The 20,123-nt window shown below is 37.3% G+C and carries 18 protein-coding genes and 1 pseudogene; 12 read left to right on the plus strand and 7 right to left on the minus strand.

Going from position 1 to position 20,123, the window contains the following annotated elements; genetic code table 11:
• The first annotated feature begins 2 nt into the window (after positions 1–2).
• Complete coding sequence (locus ACY45D_RS06500) at positions 3–395, plus strand: hypothetical protein (RefSeq protein WP_463108952.1); 393 nt, start codon at positions 3–5, stop codon at positions 393–395.
• A gap of 20 nt (positions 396–415) precedes the next feature.
• Positions 416–849: pseudogene (locus ACY45D_RS06505) on the plus strand (VENN motif pre-toxin domain-containing protein); the annotation flags it as partial.
• 165 nt (positions 850–1,014) lie between these two features.
• Here the strand turns inward: ACY45D_RS06505 and ACY45D_RS06510 are convergent.
• The 3 genes from ACY45D_RS06510 to ACY45D_RS06520 form a co-directional block, all read right to left on the minus strand.
• Positions 1,015–1,653: a 3-oxoacid CoA-transferase subunit B gene (locus ACY45D_RS06510; protein WP_463108953.1), complete on the minus strand. Its 639-nt coding sequence runs from the start codon at positions 1,651–1,653 to the stop codon at positions 1,015–1,017.
• 3 nt (positions 1,654–1,656) lie between these two features.
• Positions 1,657–2,361: a CoA transferase subunit A gene (locus tag ACY45D_RS06515; RefSeq protein ID WP_463108954.1), complete on the minus strand. Its 705-nt coding sequence runs from the start codon at positions 2,359–2,361 to the stop codon at positions 1,657–1,659.
• A gap of 315 nt (positions 2,362–2,676) precedes the next feature.
• Positions 2,677–3,558 (minus strand): LysR family transcriptional regulator, encoded by an 882-nt coding sequence (locus ACY45D_RS06520; protein WP_463108955.1) that lies wholly within the window; start codon positions 3,556–3,558, stop codon positions 2,677–2,679.
• 571 nt (positions 3,559–4,129) lie between these two features.
• Here ACY45D_RS06520 and ACY45D_RS06525 point away from each other — a divergent pair.
• The 6 genes from ACY45D_RS06525 (at position 4,130) to ACY45D_RS06550 (ending at position 11,237) form a co-directional block, all read left to right on the plus strand.
• Complete coding sequence (locus tag ACY45D_RS06525; RefSeq protein WP_463108956.1) at positions 4,130–5,554, plus strand: GntP family permease; 1,425 nt, start codon at positions 4,130–4,132, stop codon at positions 5,552–5,554.
• Positions 5,555–5,589: 35 nt separating this feature from the next.
• Complete coding sequence (locus ACY45D_RS06530) at positions 5,590–6,375, plus strand: 3-hydroxybutyrate dehydrogenase (RefSeq protein WP_463108957.1); 786 nt, start codon at positions 5,590–5,592, stop codon at positions 6,373–6,375.
• A gap of 441 nt (positions 6,376–6,816) precedes the next feature.
• Positions 6,817–8,574 carry a type IV pilus assembly ATPase TfpB gene (gene tfpB / locus ACY45D_RS06535; RefSeq protein ID WP_463108958.1) on the plus strand — a complete coding sequence of 586 codons (1,758 nt, stop codon included), beginning with the start codon at positions 6,817–6,819 and terminating at the stop codon, positions 8,572–8,574.
• 140 nt (positions 8,575–8,714) lie between these two features.
• Positions 8,715–9,074, plus strand: coding sequence for a NirD/YgiW/YdeI family stress tolerance protein (locus tag ACY45D_RS06540; RefSeq protein WP_463108959.1), 360 nt, complete (start codon positions 8,715–8,717; stop codon positions 9,072–9,074).
• 134 nt (positions 9,075–9,208) lie between these two features.
• Positions 9,209–9,877: a response regulator transcription factor gene (locus ACY45D_RS06545; RefSeq protein WP_463108960.1), complete on the plus strand. Its 669-nt coding sequence runs from the start codon at positions 9,209–9,211 to the stop codon at positions 9,875–9,877.
• Between the two features lies 1 nt (position 9,878).
• A complete protein-coding gene (locus ACY45D_RS06550; RefSeq protein ID WP_463108961.1) occupies positions 9,879–11,237 on the plus strand; it encodes a sensor histidine kinase in 1,359 nt (452 codons plus the stop codon).
• A 90-nt stretch (positions 11,238–11,327) separates the two neighbouring features.
• On the opposite strand, the gene hemP is transcribed toward ACY45D_RS06550, so the two are convergent.
• Positions 11,328–11,498 (minus strand): hemin uptake protein HemP, encoded by a 171-nt coding sequence (hemP, locus tag ACY45D_RS06555; RefSeq protein WP_010112877.1) that lies wholly within the window; start codon positions 11,496–11,498, stop codon positions 11,328–11,330.
• Between the two features lie 139 nt (positions 11,499–11,637).
• Between hemP and ACY45D_RS06560 the strand changes: the two genes are divergently transcribed.
• Complete coding sequence (locus ACY45D_RS06560; RefSeq protein ID WP_463108962.1) at positions 11,638–12,546, plus strand: NUDIX domain-containing protein; 909 nt, start codon at positions 11,638–11,640, stop codon at positions 12,544–12,546.
• Between the two features lie 24 nt (positions 12,547–12,570).
• On the opposite strand, the gene ACY45D_RS06565 is transcribed toward ACY45D_RS06560, so the two are convergent.
• Positions 12,571–13,140 (minus strand): tetratricopeptide repeat protein, encoded by a 570-nt coding sequence (locus ACY45D_RS06565; protein ID WP_463108963.1) that lies wholly within the window; start codon positions 13,138–13,140, stop codon positions 12,571–12,573.
• A gap of 104 nt (positions 13,141–13,244) precedes the next feature.
• A complete protein-coding gene (mrcB, locus tag ACY45D_RS06570; RefSeq protein ID WP_463108964.1) occupies positions 13,245–15,647 on the minus strand; it encodes a penicillin-binding protein 1B in 2,403 nt (800 codons plus the stop codon).
• Positions 15,648–15,841: 194 nt separating this feature from the next.
• Between mrcB and ACY45D_RS06575 the strand changes: the two genes are divergently transcribed.
• Positions 15,842–16,744, plus strand: a complete 903-nt coding sequence (locus ACY45D_RS06575) for an NAD(+) kinase (RefSeq protein ID WP_407923969.1) — start codon at positions 15,842–15,844, stop codon at positions 16,742–16,744.
• Between the two features lie 2 nt (positions 16,745–16,746).
• Positions 16,747–17,013: a YeaC family protein gene (locus tag ACY45D_RS06580; protein WP_463108965.1), complete on the plus strand. Its 267-nt coding sequence runs from the start codon at positions 16,747–16,749 to the stop codon at positions 17,011–17,013.
• Positions 17,014–17,107: 94 nt separating this feature from the next.
• Here the strand turns inward: ACY45D_RS06580 and ACY45D_RS06585 are convergent, their stop codons facing one another.
• A complete protein-coding gene (locus ACY45D_RS06585) occupies positions 17,108–18,103 on the minus strand; it encodes a glycosyl transferase family protein (RefSeq protein ID WP_463108966.1) in 996 nt (331 codons plus the stop codon).
• Positions 18,104–18,548: 445 nt separating this feature from the next.
• Here ACY45D_RS06585 and ACY45D_RS06590 point away from each other — a divergent pair, with 445 nt between their 5' ends.
• Entirely contained in the window at positions 18,549–19,907 is a 1,359-nt protein-coding gene (locus ACY45D_RS06590; RefSeq protein WP_463108967.1) for a dicarboxylate/amino acid:cation symporter, read from the plus strand.
• Positions 19,908–20,123 lie beyond the last annotated feature (216 nt).

Raw genomic sequence — 20,123 nt, forward strand, 5'->3', positions numbered from 1 at the left:
TTATGGGAGCAAGTTTATTTATTGGAATGAATGATAACGGTCAAAAATCGTCAAATTTTCAGAGAACTGGTGATTTTGTGAATGGTGATTATTGGGATGCATTTGGTGATTTATTAGATGAAGTATTTTTATTAGATTATCCGCAATTACATGAAAGTATTAAACCTGAAGAGAGTGAATATTCGAAGTTTTATACTTTTGAAGATCTAAGTAAAGATGATTTTAACTTATCAGTTAAACTAATTAGACAATATCTTCAACATATGGAACCAAAGGATTGGAAGGAAAGGGATTATGTAAATGATATGGCTAAATGGCAGGGTATGGCACGTCAAGTTTGGGAGGAAATTGCAGAGCCATATATTGTGTTAGATAGTCGATATGATTCTAAATGAGGCTAATTTCAAGATAACCGTGGGGCATGGGTGGAGACAAGAGTCGAGCTGTGAATGCAGTCACGATGGCAGTCACAGGTGCACTTGGTGGACAAACAGATCTACAAGTTGTAGCCAATACCCTTGCACCATACGCAGCACAAGTGATTGGCGGGCAGTTTGGACATGGTGAAGATAAAAAAACACCGCAGCTCAACTGGTAAGCCATGCGATATTAGGAGGAGTTTTAGCCTATGTTAATGGTAGTGATCCGATCGCAGGAGGCAGTGCAGCAGTTGCGAGTGAAGCAGCAGCGGATTATCTTACCAATCAGTATAAAGACAACCCTGCCTACCAAAATGAGAATGGCGAGTTTATTCCGAATTTATTACCTGAGGATGTAAAAACTCAAATCCGAGACCTGACAGCTGCGATTGGCGCTGTTGTTGGTGGAACAGTTGGAGATTCAGCCAGTTATTGAAAGTGGTGAATATGCAAATCCGAATTCTTATTTATGGGATGTAGATCCAGATAAATAATAGTTGAATAAACTGCAAGTAATATATACAAATCGCAACTAATTCAAAAATACGAACCTAGGGTATATAAAAGCAGCCGAAGCTGCTTCAAACTGAAACAACTACAAACCACTCGTAATCAACTCAACACCTGTCGCAGCTTGAATTTGATCCAAGCTCACATCGGTAGCAAGTTCGACCAACTTAACACCTTCAGAGGTAATATCCATTACACCCAAATCTGTAATGACACGATTTACGACACCTTTACCTGTTAAAGGTAAACTGCATTGATTGACGATTTTAGGGCTACCATCTTTTGCATTGTGTTCCATCAGTACCACAATTTTTTGCACACCTGCAACTAAATCCATAGCACCGCCCATACCTTTGACTTTCTTTCCCGGAATCATCCAGTTCGCAAGATCACCAGTTTCAGAAACTTCCATCGCACCTAAAATAGTGATATTGATGTGTCCACCACGAATCATGGCAAAAGATTCCGCGCTAGAAAACAAAGCAGCACCTTTTTTCATGGTAATGGTTTGTTTACCCGCATTAATCAAATCTGCATCGACTGTATCTTGAGTTGGGAACTCACCGATACCCAATAAACCATTTTCAGACTGTAACCAAACATCAATATCTTCAGGAATATAGTTAGCAACCAGTGTCGGCAGACCAATACCTAAATTCACATAAAAACCATCTTCAAGTTCAAGTGCAGCACGTTGTGCCATTTCATTACGTGTCCAAGCCATGATTTAAGCCTCCGCTGCTTTTAAAGTCATCTGTTCAATGCGTTTTTCAGGTGTTTGATTGAGTACAATTCGGTTCACGTAAATACCTGCTAAATGCACATCATCAGGATCAATCTCACCAATTTCAACGATTTGCTCAACTTCAACAATTGTGAATTTCCCAGCCATAGCACATTCAGGATTAAAGTTACGTGCGGTTTTACGGAACACTAAGTTGCCAGCTTTATCAGCTTTATAAGCTTTAATTAGTGCAATATCGGCAGTTAAAGATGGTTCTAAAATGTATTCTTTACCATCAAATTCACGAACTTCTTTACCTTCAGCAATCAGTGTACCTACACCTGTTTGCGTGAAAAATGCGGGGATACCTGCGCCGCCTGCACGTAATTTTTCGGCTAAAGTACCTTGAGGAGTCAGTTCTACTTCAAGTTCGCCGTTGAGGTATTGACGTTCAAATTCTTTATTTTCACCGACATATGACGAGATCATTTTTTTAATTTGTTTGGTTTGCAATAATTTTCCTAAACCAAAATCATCGACACCCGCATTATTTGAAATACAAGTTAAGCCAGTCACACCTGTTTCTTTTAGCGCATCAATTAGCGCTTCAGGAATACCGCATAAGCCAAAACCGCCTACAGCGATGGTTTGATTATTGCCAACAATATCTGCTAAAGCATCTTGAGCATTTGCTACAACTTTATTCATCCTGATTACCTTATGTCCATTTGTATATTTTATTATTAGCATTGAGGACATTTTTTAGAAATTGAATGTTTTTAACGTGTAATAAGAAAAACTCATTAATCTTTTAATGAGGCAAAATATAACGAAACTATCGCAAGTGAGTTTTAAAAAGGTTGGAAATTTTGATCTATAAATGGGGGAAAGAATAGATTTAATTTTTTAATTTAAAGATGTATTGAGTTTGAGATACTCAGTTGTTTCTCAAAACAGGTTCACACAGTCGCTTTGATATCAGGGTGAAATTTGATCGCACTATTTTCAATTGAAAATAATGGTTTAAAAACGGTGCTTCAATAATGTTTCGATAAATTGTGTTGAAATATTAGACAGTTCAAAATCTTTTTTATAGATCACCCCAAGCGGTAAATGGACATTTCCTTCATCAATTTCAATCAGAACATTTTGCTCTTTATCAATAAATTTTTGGAAATGTCTTGGTATTGCTGTGACACCCATGCCATAAGCAACAAAGTGAGACAATGAGCTAATTTGATGACATTCAACTTTTAGGTCTAAAACTAAGTTGTTTTCAATGCATGTTTGTTCAATAACATGGCGAATAATCGAAGGTTTTTGTAAGGTCACGAAAGGGTAGGAACATAATTCTGCCATCGATACACTTTTACGTTTTGCTAAAGCATGATCTTTGGGTACCAATGCGACAAAGTCTTCTTTAAATACCAATTTAAAGGTCAGTTGCTCACTGTGTTTGGGTTCATAGCAAATGCCAATTTCAAAAATACCTTCTTGTACCTTTTCGATAATTTTTTCATTGGTCACATCATGTATAGAAAAACTAATATTTGGATGCAGTTTGGAAAATTCATGCATTACTGAGGGTAAAACAGCATGTGTAGCAAAGGGCATAGAGGCAATATTTAAAGTACCGCGATGCAGTTTAAAACGTTGCTTAACATCTTTTTCCATATCCTCCCAATTCGCCAATAGTTTTTTTGCATAGGGAATTAAAGATAGACCTTCAGTGGTAATGTCTACACGACGGGTATTTCGTTTAAATAATTTCCCACCCAATTCTTCTTCTAAAGTTTTGATACTTAGGCTTAAAGCAGATTGACTTAAACAAAGTTCATCAGCCGCATTGGCATAATTTAAAGTGCGTGCAAGAACTAAAAAGGCTTTTAATTGTTTAAGTGTCATGATTTAACCTAGTCAAATTTTCCGAATGCATAAAATCACAAAGGCATAGATTTATCTGCAATCATTAGAATCATACAATTTCTAAAATATTGATCGTTTGATCAATTATCAGTATCAAACGACTCCAAAAGAGTATAAGTGAACAAGTTTAAAACAGATAGAGACATGGTTTTGTAAATATATGAAAAGTTGGTATTTCTCGTGAATTTTTTTTGCTCAAATAAAGTGAATGAGTTCAAATTTTGAGTAAATTTTACTGCGCATTTTTTATGTAATATTTTAGATTTGATTAATCAATTTTTCTTATTACTCAATGATTATTTTGAAATAATGAGCTGAATTAAATGCATTATAGTTTAATCAATAAATTGAATATGCTTACTTTGATTTATCAATATTCATCGTTTTATCGAAGCTGGAATTGACAAAGTTAAGCCAATTGACAGGTAGTCTTTATTGTTAAATGTGATTTAACAAATTGATATTAATGGATTTTAATGTCTCGAAAATATATTTGAAAGAAATATTCAAGCTGTAAAAGGACATATATTCTTTAAGGATGGAGTAAAATATGTGGGATTTAGGTGTAATTTTACTTTCTCTCGGGCTGTTGATGTATACAGCTTACAGAGGATTTTCTGTAATTCTTATGGCACCAATCTGTGCCTTATTAGCCGTATTACTGATTAACCCAGCAAATGTTTTACCATTTTATTCAGGCGTATTCATGCCGAAAATGGTCGGTTTTATTAAAGACTATTTCCTTGTGTTTTTACTGGGTGCGATCTTTGGTAAAGTCGTTGAAATGTCTGGTATTGCCGAATCGATTGCAAAAACCATTGTTAAATTGATTGGTTCTAAAAATGCCATGCTGACAGTGGTATTGCTTGGCGCAATTCTAACTTATAGTGGTGTGAGTTTGTTTGTGGTTGTATTTGCAGTATATCCATTTGCAAATCAACTCTTTAAACAAGCAGATATTCCTAAGCGTTTGATTCCAGGCACAATTGCATTAGGTGCATTCACCTTTACGATGGATGCGCTTCCAGGAACACCACAAATCCAAAACGTGATCCCAACGACTTTCTTTGGTACAGATATTTATGCCGCGCCTTTCCTCGGTATTATCGGTGCGATTTTTGTTCTAGGTGTTGGTTTAAGTTATCTTGAATGGCGTCGTCGTGTGGCTGCACGTAATGGTGATGGTTTTGCTTCAGGTATTACACTGACTGCTGCTGAACAACAATTATTAGACAATGCTTCTACTGATCTCTCAAATGGTTCTGGCTTACGTCAATTCATGGCGTTCGTACCACTGATTTTAGTGGCTGTAACCAATAAATACCTATCAACTGCAATCAAAACTTGGTATCCAAACGGCTTTGATTTTAATGCGATTGGTCTTGCAAATTATACAGTTGATGTTGCGAAAACTTCGGCAATTTGGGCCGTGGGTCTAGCTTTAATCGTTGGTATTATTACCGCTATTTTATTCGATTTCCGTCGTGTGTATAGCAGCTTTAAAGAAGGTGTAAATGCCAGTATTGGTGGTTCGTTATTGGCTGTGATGAACACTGCATCTGAATATGGTTTTGGTGCCATTATTGCGGCGCTTCCGGGCTTTGCTGTGATTAGTCATGCTTTGGGTCATACCTTCACGAATCCTTTGGTCAATGGTGCTGTGACCACAACAGTGTTAGCTGGTATTACAGGTTCAGCATCAGGTGGTATGAGTATTGCGCTGAGTGCGATGGCAGATCAATATAATGCTGCAATTACTGCAATGGGTATTCCGCCTGAAGTGATGCATCGTATTGTTGCGATGGCGTCTGGTGGTATGGATACGCTTCCACACAATGGTGCTGTTATTACCTTACTTGCTGTAACAGGGCTTACACATAAACAATCTTATAAAGATATTTTTGCGATTACAGTGATTAAAACAATTGCCGTATTTGTTGCGATTGCAGCATTTACATGGTTCGGCATTGTGTAATTTTGTAGAAAATATTTTGAAATAGGGAGTAAATAATGAGTCAAACTCTAAAAGACAAAGTTGCATTTATCACAGGTTCAGCAAGTGGAATTGGATTGGAAATAGCGAAAAAATTTGCCTTGGAAGGTGCAAAAGTCGTTATTTCTGATATGAATAGTGAAAAGTGCGATGAAACAGTTTTGGCGCTGAAAAATGAAGGTTTTGATGCCTTATCTGCTCCTTGTGATGTGTCGAATGAAGCAGCCTACGGTGCTGCGATTGATTTAGCACATAAGACATATGGGCGATTAGATATTTTGATCAATAATGCTGGTTTTCAGTATGTTGCATCGATTGAAGATTTCCCAACTGAAACTTTTCAAAAATTGTTAAATGTTATGCTCGTCGGTTCTTTTATCGGTATCAAGCATGCATTTCCAATCATGAAAGCGCAAAAGTATGGTCGTGTGATCAATATGGCTTCGATCAATGGCTTAATTGGTTTTGCTGGAAAATCGGGCTATAACAGTGCGAAACATGGCGTCATTGGTTTGACCAAAGTTGCGGCACTTGAAGCTGCTCGTGATGGTATTACCGTGAATGCATTGTGTCCGGGTTATGTAGATACGCCACTGGTTCGCGGTCAAATTGCTGATCTTGCGAAAACTCGTAATGTCAGTGAAAGCAGTGCGCTTGAAGATGTTATTTTGGCAATGGTGCCACAAAAACGTTTGCTTAGTGTTGATGAGATTGCTGATTATGCAATTTTCTTGGCAAGTGAAAAAGCAGGTGGTGTGACTGGTCAAGCTGTTGTGATGGATGGTGGTTATACTGCTCAATAATCTTGATTGGTTATTTAGTGGGTTGCCTATTTGTTGTATAAGTTGCATGGTGTTTGATCATTCACCATGTAATTTATACAACAGCGTTTTTACAAGTGAGCTGATCGCTTAGATTGAATAAGTAAAATATAAAAACTGAAGAGAAGAAGCTAATCATAAAAATTTAATTCAATTGTTTCTTTATAGATTGATGCCGAATTTCAGTATTTTTTAAAATTTCTTTTTTATTTTCAAAATTATCCATTCTCTAAATTTATATTCTCTACGATTCAAGCCACTATGGATTGAATGAACGAATCAAATCGCTATGTGCATTTATTCTAAATTTATATATGCCTAATTCATTTTGTGCTTAGACTTTGTTATTCGTAAATCATTTAAAATGAAAGAAACTCAAAGACTCATTTTTGTTATAGTAGGTCTAGATTTGGGGATATAACAATGCAATTTAATTTTGAAATCGATACAACATGGTGTTTAGAACAATTATTAAAAGACGGTCGAATTACAGAGCGCGAAAAGCTATTGGTACAAACCACACATCGACAACGTGATCAGTTGAAGTGGCATCCTTTGCAATGGATTGCGAGTTTTAAACTGGTCGATGCAAAAGATCCCGTTAAACGTTTAACATTGACGAATTTAACGGAGTGGTTGGCTGAAAAATCTAAACTAGATTTATTCACCATAGATCCTTTAAAAGCAGATGTAACGTCTTTGACAGGTGTAATGTCACAAGAGTTTGCACTGAGAAATAAAATTTTAGCGGTTGGGGTGACTGCGGACACTATTCTGATTGGTACGGCGCAGCCTTTTACCACAGATTGGGTACATAATTTAGAACGCAGTTTAAGTCCTAAAAAAATTGAACGTGTGGTTTTAAATCCTGAGCAATTGCAACGCTATCTGGTTGAGTATTATCAAGTCAGTAAAGCGGTCAGTTCTTCACAAAAATCAGGTTTGCACGATAAAGAAAATAAAGGTGTAGAAGCGCTTTTACAATTGGGTGATACGCAAAATCCAGATGCCAATGATCAACACATTGTCAAACTGGTCGATTGGGTTTTACAGTTTGCTTTTGAGCAGGGTGCGAGTGATATTCACTTAGAACCACGTAAAGAAAAAGGTAAGATCCGTTTTCGAATCGATGGGGTATTGCATACCATTTACAATATGCCAGCAAGTACACTGACCGCTGTGATTTCACGTATTAAAATTTTAGGTCGTATGAATGTTGCTGAGAAGCGTAAACCTCAAGATGGGCGATTAAAAACACGTACACCGAAAGGACAAGAAACCGAATTACGTCTTTCAACTTTACCGACAGCATTTGGTGAAAAGTTGGTGATGCGTATCTTCGACCCAGAGGTTTTGGTACGTAGTTTCCAGCAACTTGGTTTTGATGAACATTTATTAGAACAGTGGAATGGTTTAACGCAGCATAGTCACGGTATTATTCTCGTGACTGGCCCAACGGGTTCGGGTAAAACCACGACTTTATATTCTTCACTGAAACAGTTGGCAACTGAACAAGTCAATGTCTGTACCATCGAAGATCCAATTGAAATGCTAGAGCCAAGTTTTAACCAAATGCAGGTTAATCAAGGGATTGAACTGGGTTTTGCAGATGGTATTCGTGCATTAATGCGTCAAGATCCTGACATTATCATGGTCGGTGAGATTCGTGACCAAGATACGGCCAATATGGCGATTCAAGCGGCGTTGACGGGTCATCTAGTCTTATCAACTTTGCATACCAATGATGCACCTTCGAGTTTGACGCGTTTACATGACCTAGGTATTCAGCCGTTTTTGACAGCTGCAACCATTCTCGGGGTACTTGCACAGCGTTTGGTGAGAAAATTATGTCCGCATTGTAAGCAAGAAACGTTTATCAATGAGCAAGAGTGGAAGCATTTAACTTTTGGTTATCAAACTAAAATGCCTAGTTTTGTTTTTAAAGCCGTAGGTTGTGAAGAATGTCGTCATACTGGTTATAAGGGACGTGTGGGGATTTATGAGTTTATGCCTATAAGCTTAGAGGCAAAGCAAAGAATCAGTGCCAATGCAACTTTGGATGATTTACGTGCTCAGGCGAAGAAAGAAGGGATTGAACCCTTAAGAATTAGTGGTGCTCGAAAAGTGCTTGAGGGTACGACAACGTTAGAAGAAGTGTTGAGAGTTGTGCCGTTAAACTAAGCATTATAAATATAAAATTGTGAATATAGCGTTGAATTGAAATTTGCTTAAATTTGAACATGAGGAAATCTTAAGATTCGCCTCATGTTTATTTGTTTAAATAACCTCATTGAAACGATATAGATGATGAGGGTTTAACCATGAATTTACTCAATAAAGCAGTTTTAGCCGTAGGTTTAATTGGTGCAACAACATTTGCAACTGCAAATACAGCGGTGAATCAATCTGCGTTGACACCGAGTTTAATCACAGTGAAGCAAGCGTTAACGTTGAAAGATAATACTAAGGTTCAACTGCGTGGTCATGTTGTAAAAGCCACTGGGGATGAGAAGTACCAATTCCGTGATAATACAGGTTCAATCACTGTCGATATTGATGATGAATTGTGGCAAGGTAAACCCATTTCAGCCAATACCACTGTGACGTTGATTGGTGAAGTAGATGTAGATTATAAACCCGCTAAACGTGTTGAAATTGATGTAGATAGCGTTAAATTTTAAGTTCTGTCTATTGAGATAAAGCAATAAGCGGCTTTGTACTCAGTCTCCCAAAACCACATGAGTCCATCATGTGGTTTTTTGATGTAAAGTAGCGTTATAACCATAAAATATGATCAATGATTGAGAGATTTTAGATGCGTTTATTACTGGCAGAAGACGATGTATCACAAGCTGAGAGCATTAAAGCTTGGCTAGAAATGGATGGCTATAATGTTGATTGGGTAGAGCGTGGTGATTATGCAATTTTGGCAATAGAACAACATCAATATGATTGTGTGTTGTTAGATCGTGGTTTACCCAAAGCTTCAGGTGATGAAATTCTAAAAATTTTAAAACAAAAGTATAGTGATATTCCTGTGATTTTTCTCACGGCAAAAGACAGTATTCAAGATCGTGTGCAAGGTTTAGATTTAGGCGCAAATGATTATTTGGTTAAACCATTTAGCCTTGAAGAATTATCTGCTCGTGTACGTGCGCAATTGAGACAGGCGCAAACTTCAGGACAGCATGTAATCAAATACGTAAACCTGAGTTTAGATGTTCAAGCAAAGACCGTTTTACTGGACGATCAGCTTGTAAATCTGACTGCAAAAGAATTTCAGATTTTATATCGATTGATGGTCAAACCAGAGCATATTGTGACCCGAGAGCAACTTGAAGAGTCACTCTATGCATGGGGAGATGAAATTGAGAGTAATGCGATTGACGTTTTTATTTATCAATTACGTAAGAAAATAGGAAGTCATTTCATTAAAACAATCCGTGGTTTGGGTTATCGCATGAATCAAGGAAAAAGTGAATGACATGATTGAAAATGCAGGATCTAAAATGATTCCACAAGCAGTGTCATTACAATCTAAACTGATTAAAACTTCGATGCTGAGCTCAGTGGTTGCTGGAGTTGTTGCATTCATTTTATTAATCGCCCATTCAGCATATCAAACCATGCAAGTTCAAGATGAAATTATGGACGAAATTGCAGATATGCTGATGATTTCAGATTTAAGTTCAAGCGCAGGTTCACAAATAGATGAGTTGAGTGATGAATTTGATATTCAATATCAATTATCAAATCAAAATATGCTTTTAACCCAATCGACTCAATTTGATCTTCATACTCAAAATCCAAGAATTTTTGCCCAGCAGGATGATTACTCATTTATTTGGTCGGGTGATCGCTTATTGCGGAGTTATCAAGTTTTTGACCACCAAACAAAATTGAATGTCCATGTGATACAACCGCTAAGTATTCGCTTTAAGGATTTAAAACACAGCTTTTTAAGTTATTTACTTATTTTGTTGGGGTTATGGTCTGTACAGTGGTTAATTTCACATTTTCTTATTCAAAAACAATTTAAACCGATTCAGCAATTGTCTAAAGATATTGCAGATAAAAGTGCCAATGATCTCAGTTTGATAAATCAACCACGACCTGAGTTAAAAGAATTACAACCAATGGTCAATCAGTTAAATCAAATGCTGACTCGGTTAGATCAGGCTCTAGTGGCAGAACAACGATTTACTGCCGATGCATCACATGAGTTACGTTCACCACTCTCTGCGATTCAGTTACGGCTACAACTTTTACAACGTCAATATGCTGAAATACCTGAATTAAAAGCGCAATTACAATTGATTCAACATGATGTGAATCGCGGAACACAGGTATTAGAAAACTTATTATTACTGGCACGTTTAGATCCAATGGATGAAACCCAGTTGCCAAGAACTTGGGTCAGCGTGGAGACTTTAACGCAAGATGTTTTGAAAGCACTTGAGCCGTTGATCAATGAAAAACAAATTCAAATTCATATTGATCGTGAAGCATCAGATATTTACGCAAATGCAGAATTAATCTTCATTTGTATTCGAAATTTAATCGACAATGCAATTCGCTATACTCCCGTGCTGGGTCATATTTATATTCGTTTTGGACATTTAAATAATCAAATTTTCTATGAAATTGAAAATGATGGGCAAGGGATTTCGCAGGACGTATTGGACAGGCTAGGTGAACGCTTTTATCGGGCTTTAGGTACTCAAACGCAAGGCTCTGGTTTAGGTTTATCGATTTGTAAGAAAATTATTGCGTTGCACCAAGGGCAGATTGAATTTTCATCGTCGGAATATGGCGGTCTAAATGTAAGTGTATATTTACGTTAATATAATGTTCGAAGTAATCATTAAAAAGCAGTATGCGCTGATTCATACTGCTTGTTCCCACGTTTTTTGTTTTGAAACTTGTTGTTCTAGTTATTTGGTTAAAATCAAACGGTTATTACGTGTTAAACGTAAACGATATTCTTCACCTGCATGCATAATGCGGATTTCGCGTCCTAGGGCAAATAAATTATTTGAATGTAACATTGGCAGAGATTGATGTGCTTCGTTATTACGTGTAAATAGGCTAAAAGGTGCGTTCATTGTTATTACTCCGAGTGGGGTGCTGTTCAAGTGATTTAAATGATAATCATTATCGAATAGATCTGTCAACGATAATTTTTATGATTTATAAAATATCTATAATTACTTACAATTCTTAAAACTTTGGATGAGCGAATTTATGTTTAAACCCAAGATTGATGTTGCGATCGGGCTATTGTTTCATCGTGGAAAAGTATTGGTTGGTTGGCGCAAAGCAGGGCAACATCAGGGCAATAAACACGAGTTTCCTGGTGGAAAGGTCGAAGAAGGGGAAAGCCCTGTGGAGGCATGTCGTCGAGAAATATTTGAAGAAGTGGGAATTGGTATTCAACAATGGCATGCCTTTGATGTGATTCATCATGACTATGAGGATGTAGAGGTTTTCTTACATATTTTTCATGCGATTGTTCCAGAAAAATATTTAACAGATATTCAAACGCCGTGGGCTTGGTACACACGTGATCAGCTATTAGAACTAAATTTTCCTAAGGCGAATAAGAGTATTATTCAACGTTTATATTGGTCAGATCACATTAAAATTTCTGATCAATTATCGACTTATGCTGCTGAAAAAAAGGATCAACTTTTTTATTGGAGAATAGAAGCCGATCAAAATACGGTTGAGCAATTACAACAGTTCGATAATGAGGATCATCAAGATTTATCTCAATTGATGGTAAATATTGATCTATGGCAACAACTATCTGAAACATTGCAAAAAAAGATCACCACGATCCATTTTAAACAGCATCAATTGATGAATTTAACAGTAGGGCAATTACCTATCGGAATTCGTTGTATTGCCGCTTGTCATGATATAGTGTCTTTAAAACATGCGCAGCAATTAGGCTTTGACGCAGTGACTTTAAGTCCGGTCTTAAAAACACAAACACATCCTGACGCAGTTGCATTGGGTTGGGAGAGTTTTGCAGATTATGCAAAGACCTGTGACATTCCTGTCTTTGCACTCGGTGGGTTGACTCAAAGTGATTTACAATTCGCACAACACAATCATGCGTATGGGGTTGCAGGAATTCGTCATTTTTAATTTAGCTTGAAATGAAAGGGTTAATTACAAACTTTGCAGTTGACGCAATGCTTCTGCAACGGTTTGTTGCTTCTTCAGTTGCTGTCCTGATTGTAAAATAACATTCCAAAACATTTTCTTCTGTGTCGTGCTTTGAGCAAAACCTAAACCACGCCGTGCCAGTGATTCAGCGTTGGCGTACTGCTTTTTCTGATTGGCAATGCGTGCAAGGTATAAAAAAGTTTCCGCAGATTGAGGTGCGAGGCGTTGAGCTTGCAATGCACTACGTTCAGTAATATCCCATTGACCTTTTTGAAATGCCACTTGCGTTTGTTGCATTAAGTTTTTAAAAGCGGGATTGCCTTGACCATCATCGAGTGACTGTGTCGAAGCTTTTTGTTGAGGAATAACCACAGGAATCTTTTGACGTTTTATTTCAGGATGATCATAAGGTGTGATTTTCACACCATCTGGTGTAGGTACAGCGGGTTTTGAGGTTTTCGGTTTTTCAACAGGTTTGGTGGCTTTAGACTTGTATTGAGGTGCCGTTTGACAGCCTGCTAAAGTCATCATTACAGTTAAACCGACGATATATTTTGTATAACGATTAATCATAAGTACTCATCTAAACTTTAGAGTCTGCTGACAATTCATCCTTCTTGATGACGATGCAAGGTCAGCAAACTCTCATCAAAACCAAACTATGACGAGATCATGTTCTAGTTTTGATAACTACCACTTGAAATGACACGTCCTCTAGAATTTGACAAATCTTGATCCATGTCAGTTTCACTTTCGCGAATATAGTTTTCTATACTATCGCTTGAATGGGGTTGAGATGCGTTTTGTTGTGTATCGGGAATGTATTGTGGATCCACTTGATAATGCGGCATACCACATTCAGTTGCGCTATTGGGTACAGTTTGACGCAATAATGGAATGTACATTGCACCACTACAACCTTGTGCAGACAATTCACCACTTGCAGAATCAATCCATTGCCACGAAATATTATCAGGCTGACGTAAGTTCACTGGTTTTTGACGTAATTGTTTCATTGCATTAATCCATACAGGTAATGCACCTGATGAACCTGTTAAGCCAGTCACTTTATTATTATCCAAACCTAACCATACAATCGCTAAATGATTGCCTGAGTAGCCTGCAAACCAAGAGTCGCGTGTATCATTGGTTGTTCCAGATTTACCTGCAAGTTTTAAATCAGCAGGAAGGGTGTTGTAAGCTGCTTTACCCGTACCTGAGCTCATTACTTGCTGTAAACCATAATTCAATAAATAGGCAGCAGCAGGATCTATCGTTTGTTGAACATTTAAACCAAAACGTTCAAGTAGTTGTCCATTTGCATCAACCACGGTGCGAATGGCTTTATTGGGATATTTAAAGCCGCCTGTAGCAAAGTTCCCATAAATATTTAACACTTCCATAGGCGACATATCGACTGCACCAAGGAAAATAGAAGGATAGTTCGGTACTTTTGAGGTCACACCAAATTTAGTTAAGTTATTTCTAAATGATGAAATGCCAAATTCATTACCTAAGCGAACTGCGGATAAGTTATATGAATTTGCAAGTGCTTGAGCTAAAGGAATATAGCCATAACCACTGCCACTGTAGTTTTTCGGCGTCCAGGTTTTATTGCCTTCAACGGTTAAACTGATTGGTGAATCTTCAATTTGACTGGCCCAATTATAACGGCCTGATTCTAAAGCACTTAAGTAAATCACAGGTTTAAGTAATGAACCCACTTGACGTTTTGCATCCAAAGCACGGTTAAAGCCTGTAAATTCTTGGGTTGAACCGACTGCTGCAATCAATTCACCATTTTCAGGATGTGAAACTAAAATTGCACCTTGCAAATCTTTCAATCGTGCAGGATTGGCATTGGCTAAACGGCTTACAGTTTCTCTAAAGCTATTTTGGATTTTGGTTTGCGCAATTGGATCAAGTGTCGTGAAAATTCTTAAACCTTGATTGGTTAAATCAGATTCTTGATATTCTGTTTTTAATTGGCGACGTACAATATCTAAAAAGTCAGGGAAGCTTGCTGTACCTACTGTTGGTTTACTTACAACATTTAATGGACGAGCAATTTCTTTTTCATATTGAGCTTGGTCGAGATACCTCATAACCAGCATATTGTTGAGTACAATATCTCGGCGTTTTTTAGCACTTTCAGGGTTTTTCCAAGGGTTATATAAAGTAGGGCCTTGGACTAAACCAACTAAAAAGGCTTGTTGGGAAATATTCAGTTCACGTAATGGCATACCAAAGTAAAATTGTGAAGCTAAACCGTAACCATTTACAGAATAGTTACCGCTTTGACCCAAGTTTACTTCATTTAGGTAGGCTTCTAAAATTTCATCTTTGCTATAGTGTAATTCTAATAATAACGACATCAATGCTTCATTGACTTTACGTTTTAAGGTTTTTTCAGGTGTTAAGAAAAAGTTTTTAACGAGCTGTTGAGTCAGGGTTGAGCCGCCTTGACGCTTTCCACCTGTGACATTACTGACCATTGCTCGAGCTGTACCACGGAATGATATACCATGATGATGGTAGAAGTTACGGTCTTCGGTCGCAATCAATGCTTCGATTAAAGGTTTAGGCACTTTATCTAATTTAATTAAAACACGATCTTCATTGTGTTGCGGGTAAATACCGCCGATCAACATTGGTTCTAAACGGGCAATACCTGTGTTGGTTGGTTTTGTTGCTTTCACATCGGCAACGGTATCATCTGTAAAAGTGACTTGTAGAACTTGTTCAGGGTCAACACTATCGCCGAAGTCGAAACCACGGGTATGTACATAGACAGAGTTTGCTTGAGTCAGATAGCTACCAGACTTGGTATAACTGTCACTACTTTTATAACCGAGTAATTTGAGTTCTTGCTCAAATTCACTTTGGGCAATTGGCGCAGTCGCATAGATTTCTAAAGGACGAGCAAAAACCTTCGCAGGGATATCCCAGCGATTGCCTTCAAATTTGTCCCGAATCACATTGTCGAGCTTAATTAAATAAATACTAAATGCAAGAAATGCTGCAATGACTAATACACAAAAAATCAATGCAATTAAGCCAATACCACGTTCGGTCTTCATATATAGATGATAATGCCCAGTTTATTTTCGTTAATCATGCGAAGCTTTTCTTAAATTTGCAATAATAAAACTGTGAAATACACAAATTTAAAGACTTTTTAAACATTCCGATTATTTTTCATTGAGGAATGATTTTATAAAAATATTCTGAAAGTGTTATTATAGCTCAGAATTTCAATGGAGCCACAGCACCTGTGCAAATTTCACCAAAGACATTTCGTAACATCGGTTTAATTGGGCGACCAGATAAAAACTCTGTAGTCGATACACTATGCCTTATCCATGATCATTTACTTAGTCTAGGTTTGCATCCCATTTTCGATACAGATACAGCAGAGCTTGTTCCTTATAAGAATACGCAAAAAGTGAGCAAAGCTTTACTTGGCGAAGTTGCTGATCTTGTCATTGTCGTGGGTGGTGATGGATCTTTGTTACATGCTGCACGTGCCTTGGTGAAATACAATACACCTGTATTGGGCGTGAACCGTGGCCGTTTGGGCTTTTTAACCGATATTAAGCCAACAGAAGTGATTTTTAAACTTGATCAAGTTTTAAAAGGTGATTTCCAACTGGATCGTCGCTTCTTATTAGAAATTGAAATTCGTACAAAAAATGAAACGATTTATGATGCAATTGCTTTGAATGACGTGGTGCTCCATTCTGGTAAATCAGTACATATGATTGATTTTGAATTAAATATCGACGGACAATATGTATATCGTCAGCATAGTGATGGTTTGATTGTTTCGACACCAACAGGTTCGACTGCTTATGCATTATCGGGCGGTGGGCCTATTCTACATCCGAGTATGGATGCCATTGCCTTAGTCCCAATGCATCCGCATACCTTATCATCACGTCCTATCGTTGTTGGTGGGCAGAGTGAAATTAAAATTTTGATTCGTGAAAATCGTGTATTGCCCATGGTCAGTGCCGATGGGCAACACAGTGTTTCATTAAATGTCGGCGATAGTTTGCATATTCGTAAACATCCATTCAAACTAATACTCTTACATCCGCCAGGTTATGACTTCTATATGGCATGTCGTACTAAACTTGGTTGGAACCAAGATTTTGATTCATTTCAGCAGGATTGACCATGAATATTGAACAAATGCTTTCTATTTTAGATGCAGATATTGTTGAGCGTTTAAAAACGGCAGTCGAAATTGGTAAATGGCCCAATGGTATTGCTTTAACTGCTGAGCAACGCCAAACGTGTATGCAAGCGGTAATCGCTTGGGAACATCAAAACGTACCTGAAAAACAGCGTACAGGTTATATCGACAAAGGGCATAAAGAAGAAGGTGAAGAGTGTGATTCACACGTGCCTGAGCCTGAGTTTAAGCCGATTCGTTTTGTGTAATAGATTAAAATGTTGAATCACAGCTATAAAATAAATAGCTGTGATTCATAAAAGATGTGTTAAACGGTTATTTATAGATTTTTAAAGCAGTCGTTTAAAAACGTGTCGCCCAAAGCACTTTTGCTTTTGTCATCGCATCATCAAAACTATTCACCACACCCATGGTATATAGTGCAATTCCGATGGTTTCAGTGACTGCAACTTCACCATATTCATGATTTTGTGAACCTTCCCAAACAGCTTTAAAAACAGCTAAATCAAGTTCTTCCTCAACTGGACTACGATTATCCGTCAGTTTAGGCAATTCATATTCATACAGTTCGCCTTGTTTAATACCACAAATCAACGTTTTTGCATCTGGATTACGTTCAAACTCACCACCTTCGCCTTTAATCACAGCACTGTTTTGATAACCTAATTTAAAAGCAGCTTGTTGATGTGAACTACGATAAGCAGGGTGGAAAATGGCTTGTAAAGTTGCTTTCGCATTAAATGGATTGATTAAACGTGCAAGTGTATGAATTGGAGAGCGTAAGCCCATCACATTCCTAAGACTAATTAACTCGCTTAGGATTGGAGAAATGACTTCAAGTGGTATATACGCAAAATGTTGAGTTTTTAATTGTTCTGCAACTTGTTGTTCATTTTGGCAAATTGGGTAGCCTAAATATTCTAAGACTTGTTCAGTATAAACACGGTTAATGGTATGTCCAGAAGCCCCGTGCATAACAATATTGTAACCATGTTTGGAAAGCGTCAGTGCAGCCAGTAAAAACCACGGATAATGTTTGCGTTTACCTGCATAAGATGACCAGTCTAAATCTACACTTAAAGGTTGGAAATTTAATTGGTCTTTGGTGGCTTGGACAAATCCAGTCAGTTCATCGACAGATTCTTCTTTCACTCTGAGTAACATTAAAAAAGCACCAAGCTGAACATCTAAAACTTCGCCTTTTAAAATCATTGAAAAAGCATCATAGGCCTCGTCATAAGTTAATGATCGTGCGCCGTTTTTACCCTTTCCAACAATACGAACATATTGTGCAAATGGATGCTCAAAGTCTTTATAAAGATTACGTTTTGTGTTCATGATGAAATGACAAATTTGATCGATGCAGTGTGTGAGACACTATGACATAAATTTGATTGGAAAATATAGTGCTATGTTTTATTCGACTAAGGTCTAATAATAAATCGTTGGATAATTAAACACTCTCGCAATCCACGGAAGTTTGATTAAAGAAAATTGATTAAACTTAGCTCGTTTTATATTTTTGATATTTATTATCTCCCGATCTACATTTATTTGGAATTATTTTAATTTTCTTATAAATAGTTTCAAATAACACTACACATAACTAGCGTGTCGCTACTATGCATGATTTTCAGAAAACTGATGTCTTCTGAAGGGATTTTTATTTTCAAAATTTTTCTCCCACCCCTTGTCGTATAAAGGGACTTAAGGGCGTGTGCTATTCACGCACGTGAAAAGACGGATATTTCTGCATATAGAAATAAAGACAGAAGTTAAGATTATGGCTAAAAAACCACTGTATAAATCACTTTATTTTCAGGTGATTGTCGCTATTATTTTGGGTGTGTTGGTCGGGCATTATTTCCCGAGTGGCACTCAACTCATCAATGGTGTTGAAAAACATGTCCCAGGTTTAGGTGAACAACTAAAACCATTGGGCGATGCGTTTATTAAACTCATTAAAATGATTATTGCACCAGTAATTTTCTGTACGGTTGTAAGTGGTATTGCAGGTATGGAAAGCATGAAATCTGTCGGTAAGACAGGTGGTATTGCACTGCTTTACTTTGAAGTAGTTTCTACCATTGCGCTGATCATTGGGTTAGTGGTGATCAATATCGCTAAACCCGGTGTGGGCATGAACGTTGACCCTGCTACTTTAGATACCAGTGGTATCAGTAAGTATGTAGAGTCAGGTGCATCACAATCTACGGTTGAATTTTTCTTACACATTATTCCAAATACGGTTGTCGGCGCATTTGCAGAAGGTGAAATTCTGCAAGTTCTTTTATTTGCTTTATTGTTCGGTTTTGCATTACATAAATTAGGTGATGCGGGTAAACCTGTATTGAAGTTGATTGATCAAATTTCTCATGTGTTCTTTAACATTGTAAATATGATTATGAAACTTGCGCCGATTGGTGCATTTGGTGCGATGGCATTTACGATTGGTAAATATGGTATCGGCAGTTTAGCGCAATTATTCCAATTAATTTTGTGCTTCTATGTGACCTGTTTATTATTTATTTTCATCATTTTAGGTTCAATCAGTCGTTTCTGTGGATTTAGTATTTTAAAAATGATCCGTATGATTCGTGAAGAATTATTGATTGTTTTAGGTACATCTTCTTCAGAATCTGTACTACCTCGTATGTTGAAAAAACTTGAAATCGCAGGGTGTGAAAAATCAGTTGTCGGTTTGGTTATTCCAACAGGTTACTCGTTCAACTTAGATGGTACCTCTATTTACCTGACAATGGCTGCAATCTTTATTGCGCAAGCAACCAATACTCAGCTAGACATTTGGCACGAACTTACATTACTTGCTGTATTGTTGATTTCATCGAAAGGTGCAGCGGGTGTAACAGGTTCAGGTTTTATCGTGATGGCGGCAACGTTGGCAGCGGTAGGAAATATTCCTGTAGCTGGTTTGGCGCTGATTCTGGGTATTGACCGTTTTATGTCTGAAGCACGTGCGTTGACCAACTTGATTGGTAACTCTTTAGCGACGATTGTTGTGGCTAAATGGGTAGGGAAATTAGATATGGAAAAGTTTAATAATGCATTGAATAATCCGGCTGAAGTTGATCGCAAAATGCTTGAAGAATCAAAGGATGAACCTGCAAAAGCATTAAGCTAATACACTATTTTTCAATTGATTTAATTAAATAGGAAGCTTCGGCTTCCTTTTTAATGCTTTGATTTTGAGATGTGTGTTTAATGAAAAGTTTTGAGAATAGGCTTCTTGCAAAATTCAAAAAATGATCGGAAATGAGTCGTAAAATTAATATAGAAAATCCTTTTTTCTTTTAGAAAGGAGAGGGCGTTTCCATTGTGAATGAAAGCGTTTCATCAC

The sequence above is a fragment of the Acinetobacter sp. BZX-2 genome, assembly GCF_055179795.1.